Genomic DNA, 26,082 nt, shown 5'->3' with positions numbered 1-26,082 from the left:
ACTTAGTTCGAAGATTTTTTATAATTACCGCTGTTATTCCCACCGCGGCGATTATTGCCTCTACGGGAGTTGTTGCGGTTGCCCGGATTGCGTCGGCGACGAGGCTTCGGCGTGGTGACATCGTCTAGCAATGCGGTACGGTCGAATTCAGTGACCGGAATAGCATGCTCGATGTATGCTTCGATGGCAGGCAGATTCTGCGCATACTTTTCACAAGCAAAACTGATCGCCGTGCCGCTGGCGCCTGCGCGTCCTGTACGGCCAATACGGTGAACGTAATCTTCCGCATCGTCTGGCAAATCGTAGTTGAAAACGTGTGTCACTTTATCGATGTGCAGACCACGGGCAGCAACGTCAGTTGCAACCAGAATGTCGAGGTTATTCTTGGTGAAATCTTCCAGAATCGACAGGCGCTTTTTCTGTGGCACATCGCCGCTTAACAGACCAACACGATGGCCATCAGCAGCCAGCCAGTCGTTTACACGTTCACAGCCACTTTTCGTATTAGCAAAAACAATAGCTTTATCTGGCCATTCTTCTTCTAAAAGCGTGAGCAGCAGTAACATTTTGTCTTCGTCTGACGGGTAGAACAATTCTTCAGAAACCCGTGTGGCTGTTTTGCGCTCTGGCTCAACTTGCACATGGGTGGGATTGTTCATGTGCTCATACGCCAATTCCTGCACACGGTAGCTCAGCGTGGCAGAGAACAGCATACTCAAACGCTTTGTGGCGGCAGGCATTCTGCGGAATAAGAAGCGGATATCTTTAATGAAGCCGAGGTCGAACATGCGGTCGGCTTCATCAAGCACTGCGGCCTGAATATTCTCGAGAGTGAACACGCCCTGTTTATAGTAGTCGAGGATGCGCCCTGTCGTACCAATAATAATATCTACCCCTTCTTGCAGTGATTCACGTTGACTTTCATATCCTTCGCCCCCATAAATGAGACCAAGTGAAAGTCCGGTGTGCTCACTGAGCGGCTTGGCATCATTATAAATCTGAACCGCAAGTTCACGGGTAGGTGCCATAATAATGGCTCGTGGGCCAGCTTGACTATTGGCGTCGTTTTGCGCTTTTTCCAGCAGATGGTGGAAAGTTGCGACAAGAAATGCCATTGTTTTGCCGGTCCCGGTTTGCGCCTGACCTGCTATGTCCAGACCTTCAAGAAGGGGGGGCAATGCAAGAGCCTGAATAGGCGTACAATGCGTGAAATTTGCTGACTTCAATGCCTCAACAACTTTGGTATTGATGGGCAAGTCGGAAAAATGTGTTTCGGTTAAATGTGTTGTTTGCATAGCTTATAGCTTATCTGTGCTTGCATTAAAAAACGGTTTCTTATAACACTAATGGTAAAGCTGAGACAAATCAGCAGCAGACCAAATATTGGAGAAAAGAATGAGCGACAAAATTATCAAGTTAACTGACGACAAGTTTGAAGCAGATGTAATCAATGCTGACGGCCCTGTGCTGGTTGACTTCTGGGCCGAGTGGTGTGGCCCTTGTAAAATGATCGCACCAATTCTCGAAGAAGTTGCGACCGAGTTTGATGGCAAATTAACAGTTGGTAAGTTGAATGTCGATGAAAATAATGAAACGCCACCAAAATATGGCATTCGTGGCATCCCTACTTTACTGCTGTTCAAAAACGGTAATGTAGCTGCAACAAAAGTAGGTGCATTGTCTAAAACGCAACTTACCGAGTTCCTGAACGAAAATCTGTAAGCGCGTTTTCCACACAGGAAAAGCTAAAAACCTGCTGCACCATGTAGCAGGTTTTTTTGTTTCTGATGCATCGCTTTGATCCAGCCAACGTAAATATGATGTATATCAATAGCGAAATTACAGCGATAGGCTAAGCTATATTCTCACCAAATGTGCGCTAGATGTAGATTTAAAGTTTTTTTAACATTTAGGGCAAAAAGAGTGGACGCTTCTTCGTTAAGGTGCTAACGTTTGCATATACGCTCATACCGAGCAGCGTTCTGCTTATGTCCTCTTCCGGACAAACTCTATTCCAACTTTTTTTAATTTAGGGGCTAAAGTCCCATAAGCGAAGTTCAAGCACAAAGACCCACCAGTATGAATTTAACCGAACTTAAGAATAAACCAATCAGCGAGTTGGTTGCCCTGGCCGAAGAAATGGGCCTGGAAAACATGGCTCGCGCCAGAAAACAAGACATCATTTTTTCAATTCTGAAAAACCACGCTAAAGGCGGCGAAGACATTTTCGGTGATGGTGTGCTTGAAATTTTGCAGGACGGCTTTGGCTTCCTGCGCTCAGCGGATTCTTCCTATCTTGCCGGCCCCGATGACATTTATGTATCGCCGAGCCAGATTCGACGTTTCAACCTCCGCACCGGTGATACGATTTCAGGGAAAATTAGACCGCCAAAAGATAGCGAACGCTACTTTGCCCTCCTGAAAATCCGTGAAGTCAATTTCGACAAACCAGAAAACTCCCGCAATAAAATCCTCTTCGAAAACCTTACACCTCTGCATGCTGCCGATCGTCTGCGTATGGAACGTGGTAATGGCTCTTCAGAAGATATTACTGCTCGCGTTCTGGACTTAGCGTCACCTATCGGTAAAGGTCAGCGTGGCCTTATCGTTGCACCGCCTAAAGCCGGTAAAACACTGTTACTGCAGAACATCGCGCAATCTATTGCGGCGAATCACCCTGAATGTGAACTGATGGTTCTGCTTATTGACGAACGTCCGGAAGAAGTTACCGAGATGCATCGTCTGGTGCGTGGTGAAGTGGTTGCTTCTACCTTCGATGAACCTGCAAGCCGCCACGTACAGGTTGCTGAAATGGTTATCGAGAAAGCCAAGCGTCTGGTAGAGCACAAAAAGGATGTTGTTATCCTGCTCGACTCGATTACTCGTTTGGCGCGTGCCTATAACACCGTTATTCCTTCATCTGGTAAAGTACTGACCGGTGGTGTCGATGCAAACGCACTGCATAAACCAAAGCGCTTCTTCGGTGCTGCACGTAACGTTGAGGAAGGCGGTAGCCTTACCATCATCGCCACGGCATTGATCGATACCGGTTCGAAGATGGACGAAGTCATCTACGAAGAATTTAAAGGTACAGGTAACATGGAACTGCACTTGAACCGTAAGATTGCAGAGAAACGTGTATTCCCTGCTATCGACTTCAACCGTTCAGGTACCCGTCGTGAAGAGTTACTTACCAGCCAGGAAGAACTGCAGAAAATGTGGATCCTGCGCAAGATTGTTCACGAAATGTCAGAAATCGACGCAATGGAATTCCTCATCAACAAGCTGTCGATGACGAAGACCAACGACGAATTCTTCGATGCGATGAAGCGCCAAAAAAGCTAACTCCAACGGTTAATCGAATACAAGAAGCGGGATTGATATCCCGCTTTTTTTATTTCCAAAATAAGCCTGACTGAGATAGGGTTATTCCACACACAAAAGGAATAATAATATGCGAACTCAGCTTCTCTCTGCTGCCGTACTTCTGGCACTGTCTTCATTTTCTCACGCTAAAACGGATGTTTCCGAAGCCGCGAATGCAATCGAAAAAGATGTCATTCAATGGCGTCATCATTTTCATGAACATCCTGAATTGTCTAACCGCGAGTACGACACCGCAAAATATGTGGCCAAATATCTGAAGGGGCTGGGGCTTAAGGTTCAAACTGGCGTTGCAAAAACCGGTGTGGTTGCTGTGTTAGATAGTGGTAAGCCCGGTCCGGTTGTGGCTTTGCGTGCCGACATGGATGGATTACCTGTGCCAGAAGAAAACGATCTCTCATGGCGCTCTAAAGTGAAAGGGGAGTACAACGGTAAGGAAGTGCCAGTGATGCATGCCTGCGGCCACGACACCCACATGGCTATGTTGATGGGGGCTGCAAAAATTCTTACCGATATGAAAGACGAGCTGCGAGGACAGGTTAAATTTATCTTCCAGCCTGCTGAAGAGGGAGCACCTCCTGGAGAGATGGGTGGCGCGGAAGTAATGGTGAAAGAAGGCGTGCTGAAGAACCCTGATGTGGATGTGGTATTTGGTCTGCATATCAGCGCCGGCCTTGATATTGATAAAGTAAGCTACAAGCCCGGCGGTGCAATGGCCGCCGTCGACCCGTTCAAAATTGTTATTCATGGTAAACAGGCCCACGGCGCTTATCCGTGGAAAAGTGTTGATCCCATTGTTACCGCGGCGCAAATGGTGATGTCGCTGCAAACCATCGTTAGCCGAGAGATTAAACTTATCGACGATGCTGCGGTAGTGACGGTGGGCTCCATCCACGGTGGCAACCGCTCTAATATTATTCCAAGGGAAGTCGAGTTGGTTGGGACAATACGCACGTTAGATAAAAAAGCCCGTGAACATGTTTACGAAGCCATGGAGCGAAAGGTAAAAGGCATCGCCGACAGCATGGGCGCCGAAGCCGAGTTAACACTGCCGCTGGATTACAGCTATCCTATTACTTATAACGATCCTGAATTGACCATACAAATGCTGCCCACCTTGCAGCGCACTGCCGGAGAAGACGGTGCGGTGTTGGCAAAAGCGGTGACGGGTGCGGAAGATTTTTCTTTCTACCAGGAGCAGGTGCCGGGATTGTTTCTGTGGGTTGGGGGTAAACCTCTGGATGTGCCGGAAGCCGATGCGCCTGCTCACCACACGCCAGAGTTTTACGTTGATGACAAGGGAATGAAATTAGGTGTTAAATTGCTTACAAATATGACACTGGATTACATGCATCAAGCCAACTAGGTTTCATTGACGAAGTAGTAGAGTCATTGGTAAATGCGTTTATCTCACATTGCAAAATGGTTAGCACTGATAGTGATTGGTGCTGGCCTCAATTGTTTACCTGCACCCTTTATCAGTGATGGAATGACAGCATTAGGATTGCCTATTGCTGCGTTTATTGCTTTAAGTCTACCCTTCACGGTTGCGTTGCCGGCCATCGTGTTGGTGGTGGCACCATTATTGGTGCTTCATCCGATTACGCCGGCGCTGTTAATTGTGATGGGGCTGCCTGTGGTGCTTGCCGCATCGCCAAAGCGCGACCTATTCACCCCTCTCAAAATCGGTATTGGCGTATACACTCCTGCGGCAGTATTGGTGTTGCTTGCCGAGTATTGGTTCGTATATCAACAACTGCCCAACGTTGCGTTTACCGCAGTATCGGTAACCTGTTTTTGCTTATTAGCATCTATTCTCAGTGCTCATCTGGTGTTTGCTTTTGTGCACATGAAATCGGCAGCGGGGGCATTTCGCAACCACATCAACTTCAAATATTTTTTGGCTTACTGCTTCAGTGCGCTGTTCTTTCTCGCGGTACTCTGCGTCAGTTATGCGTTTATTCATCAACAGCAGTTAAGGCAGCAATATCGTATCGATCTTTACATGACGCAGCGCACCAATGTCATGGCGTCACAGGTCAACGATTTCCTGAAAGACAATCTTGATGCCATTGCGTTTGCCGGCAAGGCGTTAACAGTATTCCCTTCTCCACTTGAACAAGGTAATCAGCAAACGGATAAAATCCTGTCTTCTTTGGCTGACTCGCGCAGTGCGTTTCTCACGTTTCTCACCGCCGACCGTCGCGGCATCATTACTCACGCTTGGCCAGAGGGATTAGTAGAGAAGGCCGCGGCGTCTGGTATGGTCGATGTGTCTGGCCGACCTTATTTTATGGCGGTACAACGCGATCCTCGTCCTTTCGTCTCCAATGCATTTCTTGGTAAAGGTTTTGGTAGCGACCCCATTGTTGCGATGTCGGCCCCAGTTTTAGATTCCCAAGGCGGCATGGCGGGTATCGTTGAAGGGTCGTTGTCACTCAACGCGTTTGATCAATTTGAGGCGACAACCATTAACGGCTTCAATATTGTGGTTGAAGACAGTAAAAATAATATTGTTTATGCCTCATCTGCTCTGCAATTCGATGTATTAAGTCGCTCGCTGGTAGCGCAGTGTGCTGAAAGTTGTCAGCAATTTGTGCATTTCAACAATGAAAAATGGTTAGTTCAGACCAGCGACGTACAACAGTTTGGTTGGCGCGTACGGTTACTGTTCAACTACAAAAATTTCCTCGCATTGACCAACGAGTCTCTGGTGACGGTGGTGAATTTGCTGCTGATATTCGCCATTATCGGGCTAATAGCGGGCGCGGCGATTTCAATTATGCTGAATAAGCCGTTGTTAAATCTGGTCAGGCAATTCGAGGCTTTTGATCTTAAGCAAAAATCGCTTGTACAGCGTGAACATGAAGGGCTACCCATTGTTGAGCTCAAATCCCTTGAAACGGCATTCGAGCGCATGCAAAAGCGCCTACTCGATGCCTATCTTGATTTGGATACCGCCCGAGAGACTCAGCGCCATCTCAACGATGAACTGGCGGGGATGAATAAAACTCTGTCGAGTCGTGTGGCAGAGAAAACTCGCCATCTTGCTTTGGCGCTGCGAGAAGCCGAAGCAGCCAACGTGGCGAAGTCGCAGTTTTTGGCGAATATGTCCCATGAAATTCGCACGCCCATGAACGGCATTATTGGCTCTTGTGAAAACTTACTCGATGGAGATCTCACTAACGATATTCAACGTCGTGTTTCGTTAATTTCCCAGTCTGGCAGCAATCTGCTGATGATCCTCGATAGTATTCTCGACTGGTCTAAAATTGAGGCTGGCAAACTACAGGTAGAGAACGTGGAGTTTTCGGTTCAGGCGGTGCTCGAAGCGAATTTCCATTTGCATCAAACCTCTGCTGAGTTAAAAGGGCTGTCTTCGTCATTTATTTGTACCAGCCCGCTGCCACAAGCGGTGTCGGGTGACATGGGTAAGCTGAGTCAGATCGTGAATAATCTGCTCAGCAATGCAGTGAAATTCACTGACAAAGGGTCGGTAAATCTCCATGTTGGTTTCCATGAAAATACCCTTACACTGTCTGTGGAAGATACCGGGGTAGGCATCGCAGAAGATAAAATTGAAACGGTGTTTGAACAGTTTGCGCAGGCCGACTCCTCGATTACCCGCATATATGGCGGCACGGGGTTGGGGCTGGCCATTACGCGCAAACTGGTTGAGCTAATGGATGGCGAGATAACGGTGCATTCTACGCCGGGTGAGGGCGCTCGCTTTACGGTAGTGCTACCGTTAACCGCAGTGAAAGGCGAGGTCGCCCCATCTGCTGCAACGGAGCTACAACTGCCAGATGGCTTGCGTATTCTGGTTGTTGAAGACAATGATATTAATGCGCAAATCGTTATCGACATGCTTAAGCGTCAGCAAGTGAAGTGTGTACGAGTGAGAAATGGGCTCGAAGCACTCAAGGCGCTGAGGCAACTGAGATTTGATATTGTGTTGATGGACTGCCAGATGCCTGAAATGGATGGTTTCGAGGCGACCCGACAAATCAGAAGCTGGACCAGCGAAAAGTCCGGCACTCCCATCGTGGCATTAACGGCAAATGCGTTTGCTGAAGATCAGGCCGCCTGTTTGGCGGCCGGAATGGATGCTTATTTAAGTAAACCGGTCAAGCGCCGGGAGTTGACGAACGTTTTGGCCTATGTTCACCAAACTTATTGCGGTTCTACCGGTGGCTGAACATCTTTGGCTGATTTCTTATTGGGGTTGCCCATAAAATAAAGCGCCAGGTAGCCTAGTAGGCCAGAAACCAATGAGCCAGCAAGAATACCTAGCCTTTCATCAAACGCTTTCTCGGTGCCGCCAAATGCCAAAGAGCCAATAAACAGACTCATGGTAAAGCCCACACCACAAAGCAACGCACAGCCATAAATGTGTTTAAAATCTAAATCATCGGGCAAGTTTGCAAACCCAAGTTTTACCGATAGCCATGAAAAACTAAACACGCCGAGTTGCTTACCAATAATCAAACCAAAGAACACACCAATGGTAACCGGGTGGGTGAGTGCATCGGCTTCCATCTCGGCGAAATTAATCCCGGCGTTTGCGAACGCAAAGAGTGGCAGGATCACAAAACTCACGCTGCTGTTAAGGCTATGCTCCAGTCGGATTACCGGTGAATAGCTCGCGTCTTTTTTATCTCGCATGGGTATGAAAGCCGCCAGAACAACACCGGCCAATGTGGCATGAACACCCGACTTCAACATGGCCGCCCACAATACCAGGCCAATCAATACATAGGGGGGAATGTCAGTAACGTTGCGACGATTCATCCAAAACAAAATAGGGATACAAACCGCAGCTACAATGAGCGCCGAAACAGAAATGTTATCGGTATAAAACAGCGCGATAATGGCAATGGCGCCAATGTCGTCGATGATGGCCAATGTAACCAGGAATATTTTTAAGCTGGCAGGTACTTTACTGCCCAGCAGCGCCATGATGCCAAGCGCAAAAGCGATATCAGTGGCAGCGGGAATGGCCCAACCTTCCATGGCATCTTTTGCGCCCCAGGTGAGCGCGAGATAAATAGCCACCGGAACAACCATACCTCCGATAGCGCCAGCGGCGGGAAGGACAATGTCTTTAGGGTGTGATAGACCGCCTTCAGTCACGGCCCGTTTTAATTCCAGCCCTACGTGGAAAAAGAATATGGCCATCAGGCCGTCGTTAATCCACAACAACAAAGGCTTATCAATTTCGAAACTACCGGCAGCAACGGTGACTTTCATGGCCAGAAAATCGTTGTACTGACCATACAGGCCGGTATTGGCGATAACCAGGGCGAGAATCGTAGCGCCCATGAGAATGATACCTGCTGAAGCGTCTCGTTTAAGAAAATCCTGTACGTCGGAAACGAGTTCGCCGAGAACCTCTTCAACCCCGGTTTTTGCCATTTGCTTACTCCACGTTAAGTAATGCCTTTTGAAATGCCTGTGCCGCGAGACTAATTTGACGGTGCTTTACCGTCACAGCTTGCCAGTGATTCACCAGAGGAAAGTCTTTTACCTTCAGCACCTTCACACTGTCTGGCGGTGTGTGTGCCAATGTATGTTCAGACAAAATGGCAAGTCCCAGCCCGGAGGTAACGGCAAGTCTAATTGCTTCGTTACTTTCGATAATCATAGAGTTGGGAAATACCAGTCCTTTGGAATCACAGTAATCCTGAATCGCGCGACGTGTTCCGCTACCGTATTCGCGTAATAAGAATTTATGAGCCATAAGGGCTTTTAGATCACAGTTATCAGGCCCGTCGTAGTCGGGGGGAGCAATAACAACCAGCTTGTTTTGCAAAAATGGCGTACAAACCAGGTTGTCATCCTGCGGTGGCTGACTAAAAATATAGACATCATCACGATTGTGGCGCATGCGATCGATAATATCCGCGCGGTTACCCACAATAAAACGCACTTCAATATTGGGGTGCTGTTTGCAAAACGGGCTGAGGATAGGCGGAACCACATATTTTGCTGTGGTGACGACAGCCAGTTTTAATGTGCCGATTTCTACCCCTTTAAGCGCATGAATCTGACTTTCAAGTCGCGATTGTGAGCCCAGCACTTCCTGCGCACATTGATACACCGCTTCACCGGCCTCGGTCATTTTAAGCTGGCCGTAGGTTTGTTCGAATAAGGGCATACCCACAATACCGCTGAGCTTTTTTAATTGCAGAGATACAGTAGGCTGAGAAAGTGAAAGCGCAGAAGAGGCAGCAGTGATAGAACCGTGGTCTACAATACTTTGAAATACTTCCAGCAGACGAAACGTTAATGATTGCATTTAAACTCCACGGTTCTTGCTTTAGAAGACAGAATAACTATTTATAGTAATAAAATATCCTTATGGATTCATTTATTAAACCCTTATCGTCGCAGGTTTAGTGGGTATTATCAGATTTTGTGCTAAAATCGCGTGCTTTCTGATCCAGCTGCCTGAAAAATAACCGGTAGGGGTCTATTCAAAGTCTAAAACCATGGGGAGTCATACGATGGCTAAAGTTGCTATTGTCATGGGATCTACGTCTGACTGGCCGACGATGCAAAATGCGGCACAAATGCTTAAATCTTTTGGCGTTGAGTTCGAAGCGAAAGTGGTGTCTGCTCACCGTACACCAAACCTGTTGGTGGATTTCGCAGAAACTGCCCATGAAATGGGATTCAGCTGTATTATTGCAGGAGCGGGCGGTGCTGCTCACTTGCCTGGCATGATTGCCGCTCACACTCACCTGCCTGTATTCGGCTGCCCGGTAAAATCCAAAGCCCTTAACGGTATCGATTCTTTGCTGTCTATTGTACAAATGCCGAAAGGCGTTGCAGTAGGCACGCTGGCGATTGGCGAAGCGGGTGCGGCGAATGCGGGTCTGTTAGCAGCGCAGGTTGTAGCACTGCAAGACGAAGCTGTGCGTGATGCGGTTATTGCCTTTAGAAAAACACAAACAGAAACAGTACTGAGCAACGGTAATCTGGAGCTTGATGCATGAGAGTATTGGTATACGGCGCAGGTCAGTTAGCGCAAATGATGTATCTGGCGGGTTGCCCGCTAGGTATTGAAGTGCAGGCTGTAGATGTCGGTAACGATACCGTGGTACACCCTGTTAGTAAGCGTCCTCTAGACACCAGTCTGGCACAGGCAATTGAGTCGGCTGATGCACTGACGGTGGAATTTGAACACGTTCCCGAGCGTTTGTTGGAAGAAGCCAGTAAAACAGAAAAACTGTATCCCTCAATGAATGCCATTCTGGTGGGGGCCGACCGAGTGCGCGAAAAGCGCCTGCTGGACGCGCTGAATGTGCCTAATGCCGCCCATCAGGTTGTGACTTACATCGATGAGCTGGAAGATTGTGTATCTGCACTGGGCGATAAACTGATTATCAAAGCCAGCCGTGACGGCTACGACGGTTACGGCCAGTGGCGTTTGTTGGATGAAGGTCAGTTACCAGAAATCAAGCAGGCGCTAAGCAACCTGGATCTAACCGCGGTACCGCTGGTGGTTGAGCAAATGGTGAATTTCGACCGCGAGCTTTCTTTAGTTGGCGTGCGCGACAAAGACGGCGATATCAAAGTGTATCCGCTGGCAGAAAATCTGCACCACCAAGGCCAGCTGCATGTATCTGTTGCGCCTGCACCTCATGTATCGGAAGCCCTGCAGAAAAAAGCCGAAGAGATTTTCCGGGTGCTGGCAGAAGGCATGAACTACGTGGGTGTACTGGCGGTAGAAATGTTCCAGTGTGGCAACGAATTGTTGGTTAATGAGTTAGCGCCTCGCGTGCACAACTCTGGTCACTGGAGTATGAGTGGCAGCGATACCAGCCAGTTTGAAAATCATTTGCGTGCAGTGGTTGGCTTGCCATTAGGTGATACCAGTGCCCGTGGTCCGAGTGCTATGGTGAATATTATCGGTTGCAGTAGTTTCTCCCGGGATCTGCTGAAAATTTCTGGGTGTCATCTGCACTGGTACGGTAAAACAGTGCGTGAGAAGCGTAAAATGGGTCACATCAACGTGACTGCTGATTCTTATCACGCGCTGGGCGAGAAACTTGAGGCACTGTGTCAGTACGTGCCAAACGAGTATTTTCCTAAGCTGGGTAAAGAAGCGCGTAAATTAAAACAGATAGAAGCTTGACAGCCGGGCTTCTATCGCTAGAATACGCATCCGCTGTTCGCAGCGAGTTTTAGAGAGTGTGCCGACTTAGCTCAGTTGGTAGAGCAACTGACTTGTAATCAGTAGGTCGCCAGTTCGATTCCGGCAGTCGGCACCATTCTCTCCCTGTCACTTCCTGGTTTTTCATAAGCACATTTGCTCCCTCTGACTAGCGGACGAGTTTATTCCCCACTAGCTCCTGTCAACGCACACACTTACAACTGTCCAGTTGCAATTTAATTAACGATTCTATGCTTTTTACCCGTACTTCTATTTAATCCCCCCCATGGGAATAGGAAGTAAACACTAGAATAATAGTTGTGTACTTTAAAAATTAAATCCAATATATTAATTCTAGGATTTAGAAACAAGGATTAGTTATGAGAAACTTATTGTATTGTATTGTATTGTATTGTATTTGTGTGTAATCGGATTTACCGAAGCGTGTGATAATGTTGTTCCAAACACATCTGCAAAATTTCAAACAGAAATGAATGCGAAGTGTGTGAGAATAAGCAATATTAATCCCCAAAAAACGAGTTTTATAGCTGACCCAAGTTTTTTTCACAATTCAGCTTATAAGGTCATAGTTAAAACTCCGGATGGAACAGTGATTCTGGAAAAAAGTGTTTTAGCAAATTCGCCGCCGATTGCAGAAATTCTCAATACACGTTTTAGTACAAGTATTGATATCCAGATCATCCCTTTCACCCAAGGGGTTATTAATAAATTTAAAATTTTTAGTGATTACAATTACGAAGCAGAAGAATCACTAATTTATATATCTCATTTTTCTGAAGAGAAGATTACTCCACCTCCTATATGCCGAACTTGTGTTATTCAATCTGAGCCTTCACCAGCTAACTCTTTTAATTATGATTTTTATTCAGTAGACAGTGTTTCTGAGGCTAGTCAATGTAATGATGGCAACAGACCTCCTACATCTCCGCCTGTAGATGCTCAGGGTAATGAGATGGATATTAATCAATTTCTTCGCGATACTCACTTGTGGAAGGAAAAGATTGACATTGTATTGCCTAACCCAATAACAAATATAGCTGCGACCGTCTTTCGATCGATAAGCTTGCATGAAGAAGGGGGGGCTCTCGATCTCGCGCATGGTCAAAACTCCAGATACTCAGGGAATGCCGAGATGGGAAATTTTTTGTACGCCATCAGTTTGCGAGCTATGGGGTACAGTGAAAGCGCCATACATCGGCTTTCCGCAGCTTATCAAGCTAGAACGACCATAGGTGAGTGGAATTTCGAGTCGGCGACACAAGCTGCAGTCAATTTTGCCATGAACGAAGGTGATCCACCCGAAGATACAGCAATGCTCACACGGGCGATTCGTTATCATGATGAAGTCTTCTTGAATAACCAGTCCTCATCGTCGTCGCTTTCATGTATTGATATGGAAACGACTGGCGGATCTTCCGGGTCTCAGAATCCGGGTACTGGTGGAGGAGGTGAAGGCACGCCTGTACCGTCAACATTTACACCTGGCGTTATTATAAACGGCACTAATTGGTGCTTTAGACAATCTGGCTTTCCTACATATTGCTGGTTTGAACCGCACTGATATTAAGCGAATCTGATATGAATATTTTTAAAAAAATACTGTTGTTGAGCGCGTCATTCTGTCTCATTGCTTGTGAGGGAAACCCGTCATTCACCGAGATGAAAGAGAATTTCTATGCACACAAGGATGCATTCCGGCAAACGGCCGTTGCGGCATGTGAATTGGGTAAAACTGATACGCCGCTAAAATACGCTGACGGCAGTTATTACTATAATCCTGAAAAAATCGCCGCAGAATACCGACTTGATACTTTAGATAATTTGTTAAGCGAAATGGGCGCTTATGATCTCAAGTATAAAGCCAACGCTTCGGGACAGTGTTCACTGATCGTTGGCTTTTATGCAAATGTTTTAGGTGGTGACGGTGTTTCCTATAAATACACGTATCGCAAAGAGCAGGTTGTGCCTTACGATGAGCAAAGGGACACATTCGAGAACTCAGTAGAAATAATGAAGCAGCAAGGACAACACGCCTTCGATATGCCGCTGGAAAACGACTGGTATTTTTCTTTTCTTATAACCTGAGTCCAGCAGTGCGCCTAGCTTTCCTCTGAATAATAGGTTGAGGGAAGCTAAAGCGCACCCCCTATCTTAAAAAAAGACTTGAGCGTGTATTCAAATCGCAACATTGCTTCTATCTTTGCATTCCTTGCAGTAAATCAAACCCCATACATTGCCAAAAATCGCTATTCATCTATGATGTAATAACTTTGTTATGACGCACGGAGTGCATAGTGACGTTAACCTATCGTGGAATTACAGGCTTTTTTGTTTTTTTATTAAGTTTGCCGGTGCTGGCAAACGCTTCCATTCACTTTACCGACACCTGGGCCCGAGCTACTTTTCCCATGGCTGAAACCGGGGCTGTGTATACCACCTTGATGAATCATTCACAGCAGTCGCTTACTTTGGTTTCCGTTAGCGTGCCTGAGGCCGTTGCTGCCAGCGCTGAAATTCATTCCACCACGATGTCTGAAGGCATGATGAAAATGCGTGAGCTGGAAAACGGCATTGAACTGAAACCTCACGGACACGCCACGCTGCAGCCCGGCGGCCAGCACATTATGCTTGTGGGGTTGAAAGAAGGTCTTGAGCCAGGTACCTCATTTACCCTTACGCTGCATTTTAGTGATGGCAGCCAGCAATCGCTGGAAGTGCCTGTTAAAGACGACAGTGGTGACGATGACGCAATGGGTAAGCATCATCACTGATTGAATTCTTTAATCCTTTTAATCGATTAATTCTGCGTGATTTAATCTTTAATTTGGATTTATAATTCAGTCATCAAATTCAAAGCATCAAATTTAAGCACTGGTCAGGAGATCAAAATGAGCAAAATCGATATTGGTATTTCAGAAAGCGACCGTCAGGAAGTTGCGGAAGGCTTAAAAAAGTTATTAGCTGACTCGTACACATTGTATCTGCAAACTCACAATTTCCATTGGAACGTAACCGGTCCGCAATTCCGCGAACTGCATCTGATGTTTGAAGAACACTATACCGAGCTGGCGACAGCAGTTGATGATATTGCAGAGCGTATTCGAACGCTGGGCGTGGCCGCACCAGGAACTTACAAGGCGTTTGTCGAACTAAGCTCGATTGCTGAGGTAGAGGGTGTGCCTGAAGCCACTGAAATGGTACGCTTACTGACACAAGGCCATGAGGCTGTTGTAAAAACGTGTCGCAGTGTGCTGAAACTGGCACAAGATGCAGATGATGAATCTTCGGTTGCCCTTGTTTCAGACCGTATGCGTGTACATGAAAAAACCGCATGGATGTTACGAGCGACGCTACCTCAATAAGGCTGTCGTAAAACGACAGAAACAGTACATGAAAAAAACATGGAAATATTCACTGTGCCTGGCCTCTGTGCTGGGCACAGCTTTTTCAGTTCAGGCAGCAGATCTGAAAATCGAAGAACTGTCTACCGAGCTGACAAACCCTTGGGGCATGGTGTTTTTACCTGACGGAAAATTGGTTATCACCGAAAGACCAGGCAATATCCGCACTTACGATAACAAGGCGGGCCTGAGTGCACCGCTAAAAAACGTGCCTGAGGTGGTTGCATCGGGGCAGGGCGGAATGCTTGGCATAACCGCAGATCCAAATTTTGCCGAGAACAATAAAATTTACTTTTGTTACAGCAAACCGGGCGACGGCGGCAGCAGTACTGGTGTTAGCAGTGCTGTACTCAAGGGCGATGCACTGACCGACGTAAAAGATATTTTTACCCAGTATCCGCTGGTGGATAACGGTTTCCATTTTGGCTGCCGACTGGCGTTCGATGCCGATGGTCATCTGTTCGTGAGTTTGGGCGAGCGTTATGCACATATGAAAGAAGCCCAGAATCTGGATAATCATCTGGGTAAAGTGGTGCGGATTTGGCCTGATGGTTCGGTGCCGGAAGATAATCCGTTTACCGACGGTAAAGCGCCTGAAGTCTATAGCTACGGCCACCGCAACGTGCAGGGCCTGACTATTCACCCGCAGACTGGCGCGGTGTGGGAAATGGAGCATGGTCCGAAGGGCGGCGACGAAATCAACCTGCTGGGCAAGGGGAACAACTACGGCTGGCCGGTGATCACTTACGGTATCGATTACAGCGGCTCCATTATTTCTGATAAAACTGAAATGGAAGGCATGGAACAGCCTGTGCTGTATTGGGACCCATCTATCGCACCCAGCGGTATGGCGTTTTATCACGGTGACAAGTTTCCTGAGTGGGAAGGGGATTTATTAGTGGGTTCGCTAAAATTCACCCACTTACGCCATGTCGATATGGATAACGGTAAACCTGGTGAACAAACTGAGTATTTCCGCGACCGTAAAGAGCGCATTCGCGATGTGGTTGTAGGTCCTAAAGGGTATATCTATATGCTGACAGACTCGCCAGATGGCAAACTGCTGAAAGTGAGTCCAGCGAAATAACTCGCTAGGAAAATACAAAAAACACCGCTCAATTGAGCGGTGTTTTTATTTGTACTGACTTCATTGAGTCGTTACTCAGGTTTCGCCTGCACATACAGTTCGCCGTCGTACAGCCCCTGAATGGTCAGCTTCTGGCTGGCCAGCGAACGCAGATAATCAATGTGTTCCTGTAAAATACGCTGGCCGGGAATGATAAGCGGAATGCCCGGTGGATAAGGCGTTACCAGACCTGCCGCGATGCGACCCGCACTCTCTTGCCAGGGGATTGGTTCGCGCTTACCAAAGAAGGCCGTGGAAGGCAGCATTTCCAGACTGATGGCAGGAATGCTCGAAGGGATAGCCGGTCGGCTCTTGCTACGATTCAGGCTTGCCTTGCCCTGGTCCAGCTTCTTCAGTGCATTGTACAAACGCACTATCTTCGAACGCATACCGCCAAGGGTCAGCAGAACCAGAATGGTGCTGTGGGTGAACTTCTCAATTTCCAGGCCCACTTCATCCATCAGGAAGCGATGAATTTCCTGGTTAGAGTACGACAGCGCAGACACATCGATGAGGATCTTCAGCGGGTCATGACCAATGTTATCCTGCTCAAAATGATCAAATGCCTGGGCAAAATCCTTGGCTTCCAGAATGCGAATGCGGCTGAAGCGTGCAACTTGTTCTTTCAGTTCCGCCACATTGCTCAGCAACTCGTTAATAATTTTGTAGCCTTCCATTTCCAGTTGCTGACGACACACGTCTAGCGAGGCTATTAGCTGATACTTCGGCGAGGTACTGGTATGAATACTGTAGATTTCTTTAAAGAAGTCTTCGTCGAAATCTGGATCGTTCACGTGAATAAACGAGGCCTGAGAAAACGCTGAAACCACTTTGTGTGCCGAGTGCGTCACGTAGTCCGCGCCAGCGTAAATGGCGGAGTAAGGACGCAACTGCGGATGAAACAGCGAATAGGCGAACCAGGCTTCATCGATGAATACTTTGATACCGTAGGAATGTGCCAGTTCTACCACCTGACGCAGGTCTGTGAGCAGGCCATCATAGGTACAACCGGTAAGCACCACCAGTTTGGCATCCTGGTTCTCTTCAATTAGCTCTTTTAGCTGAGACAAACGCGGCGGTGAGAAAATACCGAAATCCGGATTAAATACGCTATCCAGATACACCGGCATGGCGCGGGCCTGCACAATGCCGTAGTGCACCGACTTGTGACAGTTACGGTCGGCAATTACTTTGTCGCCTTCTCGCAGCAGGGTTTGCAGAATAATTTTGTTCGACGTAGACGAGCCGTTAGTGACGAAATAAGAGTGGCGTACTTCAAAGGTCGTCGCCAATGCCGACTGGGCCCGGCCAATCGCATGGGTGCCGTCTGACAGTGAACCTAGGGAATCCACACTCACCGACAAGTCGCTGACAAACACGTTGCGGCCGAAGAAGCGGTAAAAATCGCTGATATACGGTGAGTTACGGAAACTCGCGCCGCCGCTGTGCCCCGGCGTATGCCAGGAATCGTTGGCTTCCAGTACATACTCTTTGTAGGCGGTCCAGAACGGGGTTTCGTTGCGGTCATCAAAATCGTTGATGATGTAGCCTAAAATAGATTCCGGATCGGAAATAATGTCGTTGCGGTAAAAGAACGACTCCATTCCCGTGGTCTGGTTTACAATGTCCAGGCCTTTGATGGCATCACCCAGCACGTAAACCGGCAGTTCAGGGCGAATGTTTTTAATCGCCTCAATCACTACGGCATTGTTCTGCACCTTGCCGTTGCCGCTCTCGCCAATCTCGAAGGCTTTCACCTCGGTGTCCCAGCTGAAAACAACAGCCTGAATATCACCATCATTGTGAACAATTTCCAGTGCGCTCTGGACCCTGTCAGCCTCAACAACCGTGAGTTCGATATCCGGGCGATCGAACAGTTCCGTGGTAGAGCGAATGCTGGTGGCAAGTTGTTCCAGCAGTTCTGCTGAATCTTCAATGATAAGAATTTTTAGTTGCGGCAACATAGATAAAGGCAAGTACCGTTTGAGATAATAAGATTCTCAGTGTAACGCCGATGAGCAAGCTTGTCAGTCTTGCTTTTGTGACTTGCGCACCCATATCATTGAGCAAATGTTTTAACAGGCGAAATACGCATGGATAATTTAGTAGCGAACAATACAGTTGATATTACTCCGGAGAATTTTCAGCAGGTGATCCTGATGGATTCCAAAGAGAAAATCGTCCTGGTCGACTTCTGGGCCGAGTGGAGTGAAGAGAGCAAAGCGGTGTCTCCGATACTCGCCAAAATCGCTTCCGAACATCGCGATAATTTAATCCTGGCGCGCGTTGACTGTGACCGTCAGCAGGAAGTGGCAGCGCAGTTTGGCATTCGCAGCCTACCAACCGTGATGGTGGTTAAAGACGGCCAGCCAGTCGACGGTTTTGCAGGCCCCCAGGCCGAAGAACAAATTCGCGAGTTCCTGAGTAAGTATCTGCCAAATCCGGAAGACGAGTTTTTGGCAAAAGCCGGTGAAGCCATTTATGAAGGTGACTATGCCGCTGCATTTCCGTTTGCGAAACAGGCTTTCGAGCTTAACGAAAGCAACGTGAATGCGAAGTACATGTATATCGATTGCTTAATCGAAACGGGTTCAATTGATGTGGCGAAAACCCTGTTGGAAACCATCACCATGGTGGATCAAGACAGCCGCTACCAGACCATGCTGGGTAAAGTAGAACTGGCAGAACAGGCGGCAGAGTCGCCGGAAATTCAGCAGCTCACCGCGCAGGTAGAAGCGGAGCCAGATAATCTGCAGGTTAAAGTTGAACTGGCGGTTCAACTGCAACAGGCACATAAATCGGCTGAAGCCTTGTCGCTGCTTTTCTCGGTATTGCAAAAGGATCTGAATTTCGGTGAAGCGAAAAAGTTGATGCTGGATATGGTGAATGCATTGCCCGATGGCGACAGCTTGAAGTCTGAGTATCGCAGAAAAGTCTACAGCTTACTTTACTGATTATCGTTTATTGGTTGGTAAGGTGTAAAGCCATTGCGTTCCAGCCAACACAATGCTTCAAAGTAGCTGGTAAAATAAGCGCGCTCGTAGCCAGGATCGGCCAGTTCGGTTCTAAGGTGCGGGTGCGTTCGTTCAATCTGAGCGCGTTTGACCATACCCGGCTCTAGCACATAAGCCGAATGTGTCATTCCCATAGAAATATTCTTCTTGATGGCAGCAGCCAGCACATTCTGACAATCGGGCGTAGATAACACCCAGCGCCGTCCATCAATAATTGCCCCCCAGGGCTCACCGCGCATTGTCTGCGCAAGCCGGTGCATATCTTCTGTCATCGCCTCGGCAGTGGCTTTATTCCAAGCGCCGGTAGCGAATATTTCGAGTAGATTACCGGAAATGTCCAGGGCATAGTGGCCCTGTAGCGGGAATCTCATGATTTAGTCCTTTAAAGGTGAACTACACTATTGATATAGCAGATTTTCCCCGCTTTACAAATTAACTCTTTTGGTCTTATCCCATTGAGCTTAGGTTAATTTATACAAAAATAATATGGCTAAGAGCCAGCTTGTCTTATTTTTGCGCATAAAACAGATGATCAACAGGCGAGATCTTTGGTAGAATCCCCGCCTAATTTTTTTACACACTAGATTCATGGCAAAGAACGTTGTGGTACTCGGCACTCAATGGGGTGACGAGGGTAAAGGTAAGGTCGTTGACCTGTTAACAGATCGCGCAAAATACGTGGTTCGCTATCAGGGCGGCCACAATGCCGGTCATACACTGGTTATTGACGGTGAAAAAACTGTCCTCCACTTAATCCCTTCCGGTATTCTGCGTGATAACGTTACCTGCATCATTGGTAACGGCGTGGTACTTAGCCCGGACGCACTAATGACTGAAATCACAATGCTTGAAGAGCGTGGTGTTCCAGTGCGTGAACGTTTAAAAATCAGCGAAGCCTGTCCGCTTATCCTGCCTTACCATATTGCCCTTGATGTTGCCCGCGAGAAAGCGCGTGGTGCGAAAGCGATTGGTACAACCGGTCGTGGTATTGGTCCGGCTTACGAAGATAAAGTTGCTCGTCGTGGTCTGCGCGTTGGCGACCTGTTTAATGCAGAAGATTTCGCTGCCAAACTGAAAGAAGTGCTGGATGTACATAACTTCACACTGACGCAGTACTATAACGAACCTGCTGTTGATTTCGACGAAACCCTCGAAAAAGCATTGGCTGTAGCCGACATCTTAAAAGCGATGGTTGTTGATGTGACTGACGAACTGGACAAAGCCCATAAAGCTGGCTTGCCAATCATGTTCGAAGGTGCACAGGGTACACTGCTTGATATCGACCACGGTACTTACCCTTACGTTACCTCTTCCAACACCACTGTAGGTGGCGTTGCGACGGGTGCGGGTTTTGGTCCACTGAAACTAGACTACGTACTGGGTATCGTTAAAGCGTACACTACACGTGTAGGTTCTGGTCCTTTCCCTACCGAGCTTGATTGCGATGTAGGCGAGCACCTTGGTGTGAAAGGTCACGAGTTTGGCGCGACCACCGGCCGTAAGCGTCGTACAGGTTGGTTTGACGCCGTAGCGATGAAACGCGCCGTTCAAATTAACTCCATTACCGGTTTCTGTCTGACTAAGCTGGACGTACTGGATGGCCTCGATACGCTGCAAATTTGTGTGGGTTATAAAGATGCCGACGGTAACGTGAAAGACGTACCGCCAATGGCTGCCGATGGTTACGACCTGGTAACGCCTGTTTATGAAGAAATGCCGGGTTGGAAAGAAACCACGTTTGGCGTAACTGATTATGACAAGCTGCCTCAGGAAGCGCGAAACTATATCGCTCGTCTTGAAGCTATCACCGGTGTTCCGGTAGATATCGTATCCACAGGACCTGATCGTAACGAGACAATCGTTCTGCGTCACCCATATGACGCGTAAGCGAAAAACGTCATGTAAATAGTCAAAGCCTGCTCATCGAGCAGGCTTTGTTGTTTCTGCGCCAATAAAATTAACTGGAAAGACAATTTCCCGATACAGTAAAGTGGGATCGGAAACAACGAAAAGTCTGAAACCGGAGAATTGTGCATGACCGAAAGTGCCTACTCATTTCCCGCTCAAGATATCGACGCGGTGTACAGCCGTTTAAAGAAGACATTCAGCCATGGTAAAACCCGTGATTTGGCATGGAGGAAAGCACAGCTTAAGCAACTTGAGAAAATGCTTCGCGACAATGAACCTGCGCTTATCCAGGCACTGAATGACGATCTTGATAAGTCGGAAACGGAAGCCTGGACAGCCGAAATAGGCTTTTTGTTGTCAGACATTCGCCACACCCTCAAGCATTTGCAACACTGGGCTGAGCTCAGACCGGTTTCGACGCCGATGGCAGCGCAACCCGGTCAAAGCTATCTGTTGCCGGAGCCACTGGGCACAGTGTTGATTATCGGGGCGTGGAATTATCCGCTTCAGTTGATATTGGCGCCGTTTATCGCTGCCTTGGCAGCAGGTAACTGCGCGATACTCAAGCCCAGTGAGTTGTCTTCCGCCTGTTCTGCCTTACTCGCAACGCTGATACCTCAGTATCTCGACGAGCAAGCCATTGCTGTGGTGGAAGGTGGAAAAGAGACAGCTCAGGCTTTGTTAGCCATGCGCTGGGACCATATTTTTTATACTGGCGGTGAAGTGGTTGGCAAAATTGTCATGTCGGCTGCTGCCCAATATCTTACGCCCGTAACGTTAGAGCTTGGTGGCAAAAGCCCCTGTTTGGTCGATGAGCAAAGTGACATTGCTATTGCCGCACGACGCATTGTGTGGGGCAAGTGGATGAACTGCGGGCAAACCTGTATTGCGCCAGATTACGTGCTGGTGGCTTCATCAGTGGCGGATGAACTGATGGTTGCCTTGCGTCAGGAAATTGAAAATCAGTATGGTAAAACGCCGATAAACAGTAACGACTACGGGCGAATTGTAAACGCGAGCCACTTTCAGCGATTGAGCAAACTTCTCGATGAAATGCAAATTGTGGCGGGCGGCGAAACCGATGACACAAGGCTTAAAATCGCGCCCACCATTGTATTAAATCCGTCTTACGACAGTGACCTGATGCAGCAGGAGATTTTCGGTCCTATTCTGCCGGTGCTTACCGTAGAGGATATGGCTGAGGCCTGCGACATCGTAGTAACCCGCCCAAAACCCCTGGCACTCTACTTATTTACGCAAAACGATAAAACCGAAGCCAGCGTACTGGCAAAAACCACCGCGGGTAGCGTGTGCGTGAACGATACCATGATGTTTATGGCTAACCAGAAGTTACCGTTTGGCGGTGTTGGAACCAGTGGTATGGGGCGCTATCATGGCCAGTACGGGTTCGATACTTTTTCGCATTTAAAAAGCGTTATGCACCGCTCAACAAAGATGGACGTGAAAGTTCGCTATGCGCCGTATTCAAGCTGGAAACTCTGGCTGTTAAAGAAATTATTATAAGGAACTCATATGCCACAACCCTTTCACTTGGCTATTCCTGTGAACGATCTCGAGGCTGCTGCCGCTTTCTATGGTGAGCTTTTGGGCTGCGAGCGTGGTCGTAGTGATACACGTTGGATCGACTGGAATTTTTACGGCCACCAGTTGGTAACCCATTGTGTTGATGAAATGCCTTCTGCGCCGCAACATAACCCAGTAGACAGTCATGCTGTACCGGTGCCGCATTTTGGCGTGGTGCTGGATATGGAAGACTGGCAGGAACTGGCAGATAAGCTACAAGCTGCGGGTACGGCGTTTGTTATTGAACCCTACGTGCGGTTTAAAGGGCAGCCTGGTGAACAGGCTACCATGTTCTTTCACGATCCCGCCGGAAATGCGCTGGAATTTAAGGCGTTTAAATCGTTATCACAGCTGTTTGCTGTGTAAGGCAAAAAGCTGCTAGCGCCTTCTCAGTCGAGAGGCGCTTCCTCTACCATCGCCTTTCCGCGTCCGCGTGCCTCAGACGCCGCTTCCAGCCCGTTATCGGTGCGCTTGATAAGATGTACATCACCAAAGTTACTTTGCTTCATGGTGTAACCCATGGCTTCAAGTTCAGAAACAACAGCAGCATCTAAACCTTCATGATAGGCGATGGTGTCTTTTGGCCACAATTGATGATGAAAGCGCGGACTGTTGGCACTTTCTTCCGCTGTCATATCAAAAAACAGCGTATTAAGAATACTTTGTGCCACCGATGAGATAATGGTTGTACCGCCAGGCGAGCCTGTCACCAGCTTCACTTGTTCGCCTTTTAGTACAATGGTCGGCGTCATCGACGACAACATGCGCTTGCCGGGTTGAATTTCGTTCGCGGTACCGCCAATGGCACCGAAGAAGTTGGGCACACCCGCTTTAGCACTGAAATCATCCATCTCGTCATTGAGCAGGAAGCCAGCGCCTTCCACCACGACACCTGAACCGAAAGACAGATTTATGGTAGTGGTGTTCGCCACGGCATTGCCCCATTTATCCATCACCGAGAAGTGCGTGGTATCCGGGCTCTCATATAAACCGGGCTTTACTTCTTCAGTCACTGATATAGCGTCAGGGTTTACTTCGCTGGCACGGGCCTGAATGTACTCAGGATCGATCAGCGCCTGAACGGGTACTTCAACATAATCCGGGTCGCCCATGTACTCAGCGCGATCAGCAAAAACCCGCTTACCAATTTCAGACATCAAGTGGATGTACGCAGTACTATTTTGGTCTGGCAGTTTCTGTTGCTTCAGAACTTCATTAAGCATGCTGATCCACTGCGCAACCGCTACACCACCAGAACTGGGTGGTGGCGCAGTAATGAGCTTGTAGTCTTGCCATGGATAGACAATTGGTGAGCGCCATTTAGCTTGATAGCTACGTAAGTCGGCCACTGTGACCAGCCCGCCGTTGGCAGCCATGAATTCAGCGATTAGGCGCGCCGTTTCACCTTCGTAGAAGCCATCTTTACCCTGGTCGCGAATACGCTCCATGGCGGCAGCCAGCTCGGGTTGTTTAAACAGCACACCCGCTGTCGCTGCTTCACCAAAGAATTGCTCGAAGTTGCTGCTGATCCCTTGTTCTTCCATGCGGGCCATGTAACGGGTAATGTGGTCGGCGAGTTTCTCAGGTACATTAAAACCGTTTTTAGCGAGGTCAACCGCAGGTTGTACTAGGCGTTTCCACGGCAGTTTACCGAAGCGTTGATGGGCTTCCCACATGCCAGCTACAGAACCCGGAATACCTGACGCTTTAGCGCCAAACAGCGATTCTTCGGTTTTCACATCACCATTTTCATCCAGGTACATATCGCGGTGAGCCGCAGCCGGTGCCATCTCACGGTAGTCCATGAACGCCGCTTCATCGTCCATGTAGATGGTCATAAAGCCACCACCGCCAATGTTGCCAGCTTCAGGGAAGGTGACCGCCAGCACGAATTGCGCAGTAATCGCTGCATCAACTGCTGTACCACCTTCATTTAATACCGTCATGGCGGCGTCAGCGGCGAAGGTGTCTGGCATCGACACCGCCTGTTGACTCGTAATAACCGGTGGCGTGATATCTGCCGCGGGCACTTTTTCCTGGGAACAGGCCGTGACGACGCACAGCAGAAGACTTAACAGAACTATTCGCATGAAGTTATCCAATCATAATCATACTGGCGACAACATAGGCTAACAGTGTCAGCGCGCCAGCGGTGAGTGCATAGGGCAATTGAGTGCGAATATGCGTGAGCAAATCGCAGCCAGCTGCAAGGGAAGATACCGCAGAGGTATCGGAAATGGGTGAACAGTGGTCGCCAAACACGCCACCGCCGAGAATGGCGGCAATCACAAGTGATGGTGGCAGGCCCAGACTTTGGATCAAAGGCACACCAATGGGGATCAGAATCGCAAAAGTACCCCAGCTAGTGCCGGTGGTAAACGACATAATGGCACCCGCGATGAAAAGCATGGGTACAATCAGTACCAGCGGTAAGTACTCACCAACCAGTCCCGCTACGAATACGCCGGTACCCAGTACTTTCAGGCTGGCTCCTAATGTTAGCGAAAGCAACACTATGGTGACCAGTGGCAGCAGCTCGCCCATTCCTTTAAAACCAATTTCAACCGCCTGGTGATGGTTAAAACGTTTATGCAGAATTAACAGGAAATAAGCCACCGCGGTTGCCAATACCGTGGCATATAGCACGGATTTACTGCCGCTACCGTCGGCGAGTACGCCGTTGCCGGTCCAGAGCATGAAGCCCACCATGCTTACCACCATGGTGAGCAATGGCACAACCATGAAACGGGCTTTGGTGGCCGGCTCACTGTTGAGCACGGTATCAAGGTGACTCATGGCTTTTTCTTCTTTTGCCATGGGACCATGCACTTTGTCTTTTACAATGGTGTACACCACAATCGCCAGGGTAATCAGGGCGTAAAAGTTGAGTGGCACCGTACCCCACAGAATTCTTGCTGAACTTTGTTCGAGTTCGTAACCATCAAGCAAGCTGAGCACGAAAGCGCCCCAACCATTCAGTAAAATCAGAATACAGACGGGGGCGCTGGTGCTGTCGATAATATAGGCCAAACGCGCACGGCTCATTTTGTACTTGTCGAACAGGCCCCGAGCAAAGATACCAGCGGTAAGTACACTCAGGTTTGATTCAATAAACACGGCGATGCCCGTAAACATGGTAAGCCCACCCACCTGGCGTTTGTTCTTAGCGATGCCTCGGCTGGTTAGCCACTCCACGGTGGCGGTAACACCACCAGAATCACGGATATAAGCCAGTAGGGCGCCCACCAGTACAGAAAAAATCAATATGCGGGTATTCCCCGGGCTGGAAGCCACATCAATGGTGCGTTCAATGGCATGAATCGGCGCCAAGGCCAATGTATCGCCGGTCACACTCAGTAAGATTAGCGCTTCGGCTGAAAGTACAGCCAACAGCAACGCCATGATGACTTCTTTTTTCCAGAACACCACCAAGATGGCGACAAGAGGAGGGATGATTGAAACCCAATCCATGAATATGTGATCCTG

22 protein-coding genes and 1 tRNA gene are annotated in these 26,082 nt (G+C 48.4%); 16 read left to right on the top strand and 7 right to left on the bottom strand.

Translation table 11 applies throughout. The features are described from left to right. Positions 1–2 precede the first annotated feature (2 nt). Entirely contained in the window at positions 3–1,295 is a 1,293-nt protein-coding gene (gene rhlB / locus ACXAFQ_RS11820) for an ATP-dependent RNA helicase RhlB (protein WP_474822087.1), read from the bottom strand. A gap of 100 nt (positions 1,296–1,395) precedes the next feature. On the opposite strand from rhlB, the gene trxA reads away from it, so the two are divergent. The 4 genes from trxA (at position 1,396) to ACXAFQ_RS11800 (ending at position 7,582) form a co-directional block, all read left to right on the top strand. After that, positions 1,396–1,722, top strand: coding sequence for a thioredoxin TrxA (gene trxA, locus ACXAFQ_RS11815; RefSeq protein WP_070126567.1), 327 nt, complete (start codon positions 1,396–1,398; stop codon positions 1,720–1,722). Between the two features lie 357 nt (positions 1,723–2,079). After that, entirely contained in the window at positions 2,080–3,345 is a 1,266-nt protein-coding gene (gene rho / locus ACXAFQ_RS11810; protein WP_474822082.1) for a transcription termination factor Rho, read from the top strand. 109 nt (positions 3,346–3,454) lie between these two features. Then, positions 3,455–4,750, top strand: a complete 1,296-nt coding sequence (locus tag ACXAFQ_RS11805; RefSeq protein ID WP_474822078.1) for an amidohydrolase — start codon at positions 3,455–3,457, stop codon at positions 4,748–4,750. 33 nt (positions 4,751–4,783) lie between these two features. Then, on the top strand, positions 4,784–7,582 hold the full coding sequence (locus tag ACXAFQ_RS11800; RefSeq protein ID WP_474822074.1) for an ATP-binding protein: 2,799 nt from the start codon (positions 4,784–4,786) through the stop codon (positions 7,580–7,582). Here ACXAFQ_RS11800 and nhaA read toward each other — a convergent pair. After that, positions 7,558–8,799, bottom strand: a complete 1,242-nt coding sequence (nhaA, locus tag ACXAFQ_RS11795; RefSeq protein ID WP_474822070.1) for a Na+/H+ antiporter NhaA — start codon at positions 8,797–8,799, stop codon at positions 7,558–7,560. The two genes, ACXAFQ_RS11800 and nhaA, sit on opposite strands and share 25 nt — an antisense overlap. Positions 8,800–8,803: 4 nt before the next feature. Continuing rightward, positions 8,804–9,682 carry a LysR family transcriptional regulator gene (locus ACXAFQ_RS11790; RefSeq protein ID WP_474822067.1) on the bottom strand — a complete coding sequence of 293 codons (879 nt, stop codon included), beginning with the start codon at positions 9,680–9,682 and terminating at the stop codon, positions 8,804–8,806. Positions 9,683–9,890: 208 nt separating this feature from the next. Here ACXAFQ_RS11790 and purE point away from each other — a divergent pair, with 208 nt between their 5' ends. The 8 genes from purE to ACXAFQ_RS11750 all read left to right on the top strand — a co-directional run bounded on the left by purE (position 9,891) and on the right by ACXAFQ_RS11750 (position 16,051). Beyond that, complete coding sequence (gene purE, locus ACXAFQ_RS11785; protein WP_474822065.1) at positions 9,891–10,382, top strand: 5-(carboxyamino)imidazole ribonucleotide mutase; 492 nt, start codon at positions 9,891–9,893, stop codon at positions 10,380–10,382. Then, positions 10,379–11,524, top strand: coding sequence for a 5-(carboxyamino)imidazole ribonucleotide synthase (locus ACXAFQ_RS11780; protein WP_474822061.1), 1,146 nt, complete (start codon positions 10,379–10,381; stop codon positions 11,522–11,524). The genes purE and ACXAFQ_RS11780 overlap by 4 nt, the downstream gene beginning before the upstream one ends. Positions 11,525–11,584: 60 nt before the next feature. Next, positions 11,585–11,660 (top strand) — tRNA-Thr (locus ACXAFQ_RS11775). A 387-nt stretch (positions 11,661–12,047) separates the two neighbouring features. After that, complete coding sequence (locus tag ACXAFQ_RS11770) at positions 12,048–13,124, top strand: polymorphic toxin type 44 domain-containing protein (protein WP_474822057.1); 1,077 nt, start codon at positions 12,048–12,050, stop codon at positions 13,122–13,124. Between the two features lie 17 nt (positions 13,125–13,141). Further along, positions 13,142–13,648: a hypothetical protein gene (locus ACXAFQ_RS11765; RefSeq protein WP_474822054.1), complete on the top strand. Its 507-nt coding sequence runs from the start codon at positions 13,142–13,144 to the stop codon at positions 13,646–13,648. 209 nt (positions 13,649–13,857) lie between these two features. Continuing rightward, positions 13,858–14,334 (top strand): copper chaperone PCu(A)C, encoded by a 477-nt coding sequence (locus ACXAFQ_RS11760; protein WP_474822052.1) that lies wholly within the window; start codon positions 13,858–13,860, stop codon positions 14,332–14,334. A gap of 117 nt (positions 14,335–14,451) precedes the next feature. After that, positions 14,452–14,925, top strand: a complete 474-nt coding sequence (locus tag ACXAFQ_RS11755; protein WP_474822048.1) for a Dps family protein — start codon at positions 14,452–14,454, stop codon at positions 14,923–14,925. A gap of 28 nt (positions 14,926–14,953) precedes the next feature. Beyond that, positions 14,954–16,051: a PQQ-dependent sugar dehydrogenase gene (locus ACXAFQ_RS11750; RefSeq protein WP_474822044.1), complete on the top strand. Its 1,098-nt coding sequence runs from the start codon at positions 14,954–14,956 to the stop codon at positions 16,049–16,051. A gap of 71 nt (positions 16,052–16,122) precedes the next feature. Here the strand turns inward: ACXAFQ_RS11750 and ACXAFQ_RS11745 are convergent, their stop codons facing one another. Beyond that, positions 16,123–18,054, bottom strand: a complete 1,932-nt coding sequence (locus ACXAFQ_RS11745) for an aminotransferase class V-fold PLP-dependent enzyme (protein ID WP_474822040.1) — start codon at positions 18,052–18,054, stop codon at positions 16,123–16,125. Between the two features lie 129 nt (positions 18,055–18,183). Between ACXAFQ_RS11745 and ACXAFQ_RS11740 the strand changes: the two genes are divergently transcribed. Continuing rightward, on the top strand, positions 18,184–19,044 hold the full coding sequence (locus ACXAFQ_RS11740) for a tetratricopeptide repeat protein (RefSeq protein ID WP_474822036.1): 861 nt from the start codon (positions 18,184–18,186) through the stop codon (positions 19,042–19,044). On the opposite strand, the gene ACXAFQ_RS11735 is transcribed toward ACXAFQ_RS11740, so the two are convergent. Beyond that, complete coding sequence (locus ACXAFQ_RS11735) at positions 19,038–19,475, bottom strand: hypothetical protein (protein WP_474822032.1); 438 nt, start codon at positions 19,473–19,475, stop codon at positions 19,038–19,040. The genes ACXAFQ_RS11740 and ACXAFQ_RS11735 overlap by 7 nt on opposite strands. A 217-nt stretch (positions 19,476–19,692) precedes the next feature. Between ACXAFQ_RS11735 and ACXAFQ_RS11730 the strand changes: the two genes are divergently transcribed. The 3 genes from ACXAFQ_RS11730 to ACXAFQ_RS11720 all read left to right on the top strand — a co-directional run bounded on the left by ACXAFQ_RS11730 (position 19,693) and on the right by ACXAFQ_RS11720 (position 22,962). After that, positions 19,693–20,991, top strand: coding sequence for an adenylosuccinate synthase (locus ACXAFQ_RS11730; protein WP_070126580.1), 1,299 nt, complete (start codon positions 19,693–19,695; stop codon positions 20,989–20,991). A gap of 147 nt (positions 20,992–21,138) precedes the next feature. Continuing rightward, the gene (locus ACXAFQ_RS11725; protein WP_474822025.1) at positions 21,139–22,536 is read left to right on the top strand and encodes an aldehyde dehydrogenase family protein; all 1,398 of its coding nucleotides are present in this window, start codon (positions 21,139–21,141) and stop codon (positions 22,534–22,536) included. Between the two features lie 9 nt (positions 22,537–22,545). Next, positions 22,546–22,962, top strand: a complete 417-nt coding sequence (locus ACXAFQ_RS11720) for a VOC family protein (protein WP_474822021.1) — start codon at positions 22,546–22,548, stop codon at positions 22,960–22,962. A gap of 23 nt (positions 22,963–22,985) precedes the next feature. Here the strand turns inward: ACXAFQ_RS11720 and ggt are convergent, their stop codons facing one another. Continuing rightward, positions 22,986–24,686: a gamma-glutamyltransferase gene (gene ggt, locus ACXAFQ_RS11715; RefSeq protein ID WP_474822019.1), complete on the bottom strand. Its 1,701-nt coding sequence runs from the start codon at positions 24,684–24,686 to the stop codon at positions 22,986–22,988. A gap of 4 nt (positions 24,687–24,690) precedes the next feature. Next, the gene (locus ACXAFQ_RS11710) at positions 24,691–26,067 is read right to left on the bottom strand and encodes a Na+/H+ antiporter NhaC family protein (RefSeq protein ID WP_474822017.1); all 1,377 of its coding nucleotides are present in this window, start codon (positions 26,065–26,067) and stop codon (positions 24,691–24,693) included. Between the last annotated feature and the right edge of the window lie 15 nt (positions 26,068–26,082).

It is taken from the genome of Alteromonas sp. ABH2_165 (assembly GCF_056159945.1).
This window is presented reverse-complemented; position numbering and strand designations above follow the sequence as displayed.

What these genes read in the sequence shown, in the direction of transcription:
- rhlB (WP_474822087.1), bottom strand. Translation starts at nt 1,295, where the DNA reads ATGCAAACAACACATTTAACCGAAACACATTTTTCCGACTTGCCCATC.
- trxA (WP_070126567.1), top strand. Translation starts at nt 1,396, where the DNA reads ATGAGCGACAAAATTATCAAGTTAACTGACGACAAGTTTGAAGCAGAT.
- rho (WP_474822082.1), top strand. Translation starts at nt 2,080, where the DNA reads ATGAATTTAACCGAACTTAAGAATAAACCAATCAGCGAGTTGGTTGCC.
- ACXAFQ_RS11805 (WP_474822078.1), top strand. Translation starts at nt 3,455, where the DNA reads ATGCGAACTCAGCTTCTCTCTGCTGCCGTACTTCTGGCACTGTCTTCA.
- ACXAFQ_RS11800 (WP_474822074.1), top strand. Translation starts at nt 4,784, where the DNA reads ATGCGTTTATCTCACATTGCAAAATGGTTAGCACTGATAGTGATTGGT.
- nhaA (WP_474822070.1), bottom strand. Translation starts at nt 8,799, where the DNA reads ATGGCAAAAACCGGGGTTGAAGAGGTTCTCGGCGAACTCGTTTCCGAC.
- ACXAFQ_RS11790 (WP_474822067.1), bottom strand. Translation starts at nt 9,682, where the DNA reads ATGCAATCATTAACGTTTCGTCTGCTGGAAGTATTTCAAAGTATTGTA.
- purE (WP_474822065.1), top strand. Translation starts at nt 9,891, where the DNA reads ATGGCTAAAGTTGCTATTGTCATGGGATCTACGTCTGACTGGCCGACG.
- ACXAFQ_RS11780 (WP_474822061.1), top strand. Translation starts at nt 10,379, where the DNA reads ATGAGAGTATTGGTATACGGCGCAGGTCAGTTAGCGCAAATGATGTAT.
- ACXAFQ_RS11765 (WP_474822054.1), top strand. Translation starts at nt 13,142, where the DNA reads ATGAATATTTTTAAAAAAATACTGTTGTTGAGCGCGTCATTCTGTCTC.
- ACXAFQ_RS11755 (WP_474822048.1), top strand. Translation starts at nt 14,452, where the DNA reads ATGAGCAAAATCGATATTGGTATTTCAGAAAGCGACCGTCAGGAAGTT.
- ACXAFQ_RS11750 (WP_474822044.1), top strand. Translation starts at nt 14,954, where the DNA reads ATGAAAAAAACATGGAAATATTCACTGTGCCTGGCCTCTGTGCTGGGC.
- ACXAFQ_RS11745 (WP_474822040.1), bottom strand. Translation starts at nt 18,054, where the DNA reads ATGTTGCCGCAACTAAAAATTCTTATCATTGAAGATTCAGCAGAACTG.
- ACXAFQ_RS11740 (WP_474822036.1), top strand. Translation starts at nt 18,184, where the DNA reads ATGGATAATTTAGTAGCGAACAATACAGTTGATATTACTCCGGAGAAT.
- ACXAFQ_RS11735 (WP_474822032.1), bottom strand. Translation starts at nt 19,475, where the DNA reads ATGAGATTCCCGCTACAGGGCCACTATGCCCTGGACATTTCCGGTAAT.
- ACXAFQ_RS11730 (WP_070126580.1), top strand. Translation starts at nt 19,693, where the DNA reads ATGGCAAAGAACGTTGTGGTACTCGGCACTCAATGGGGTGACGAGGGT.
- ACXAFQ_RS11725 (WP_474822025.1), top strand. Translation starts at nt 21,139, where the DNA reads ATGACCGAAAGTGCCTACTCATTTCCCGCTCAAGATATCGACGCGGTG.
- ACXAFQ_RS11720 (WP_474822021.1), top strand. Translation starts at nt 22,546, where the DNA reads ATGCCACAACCCTTTCACTTGGCTATTCCTGTGAACGATCTCGAGGCT.
- ggt (WP_474822019.1), bottom strand. Translation starts at nt 24,686, where the DNA reads ATGCGAATAGTTCTGTTAAGTCTTCTGCTGTGCGTCGTCACGGCCTGT.
- ACXAFQ_RS11710 (WP_474822017.1), bottom strand. Translation starts at nt 26,067, where the DNA reads ATGGATTGGGTTTCAATCATCCCTCCTCTTGTCGCCATCTTGGTGGTG.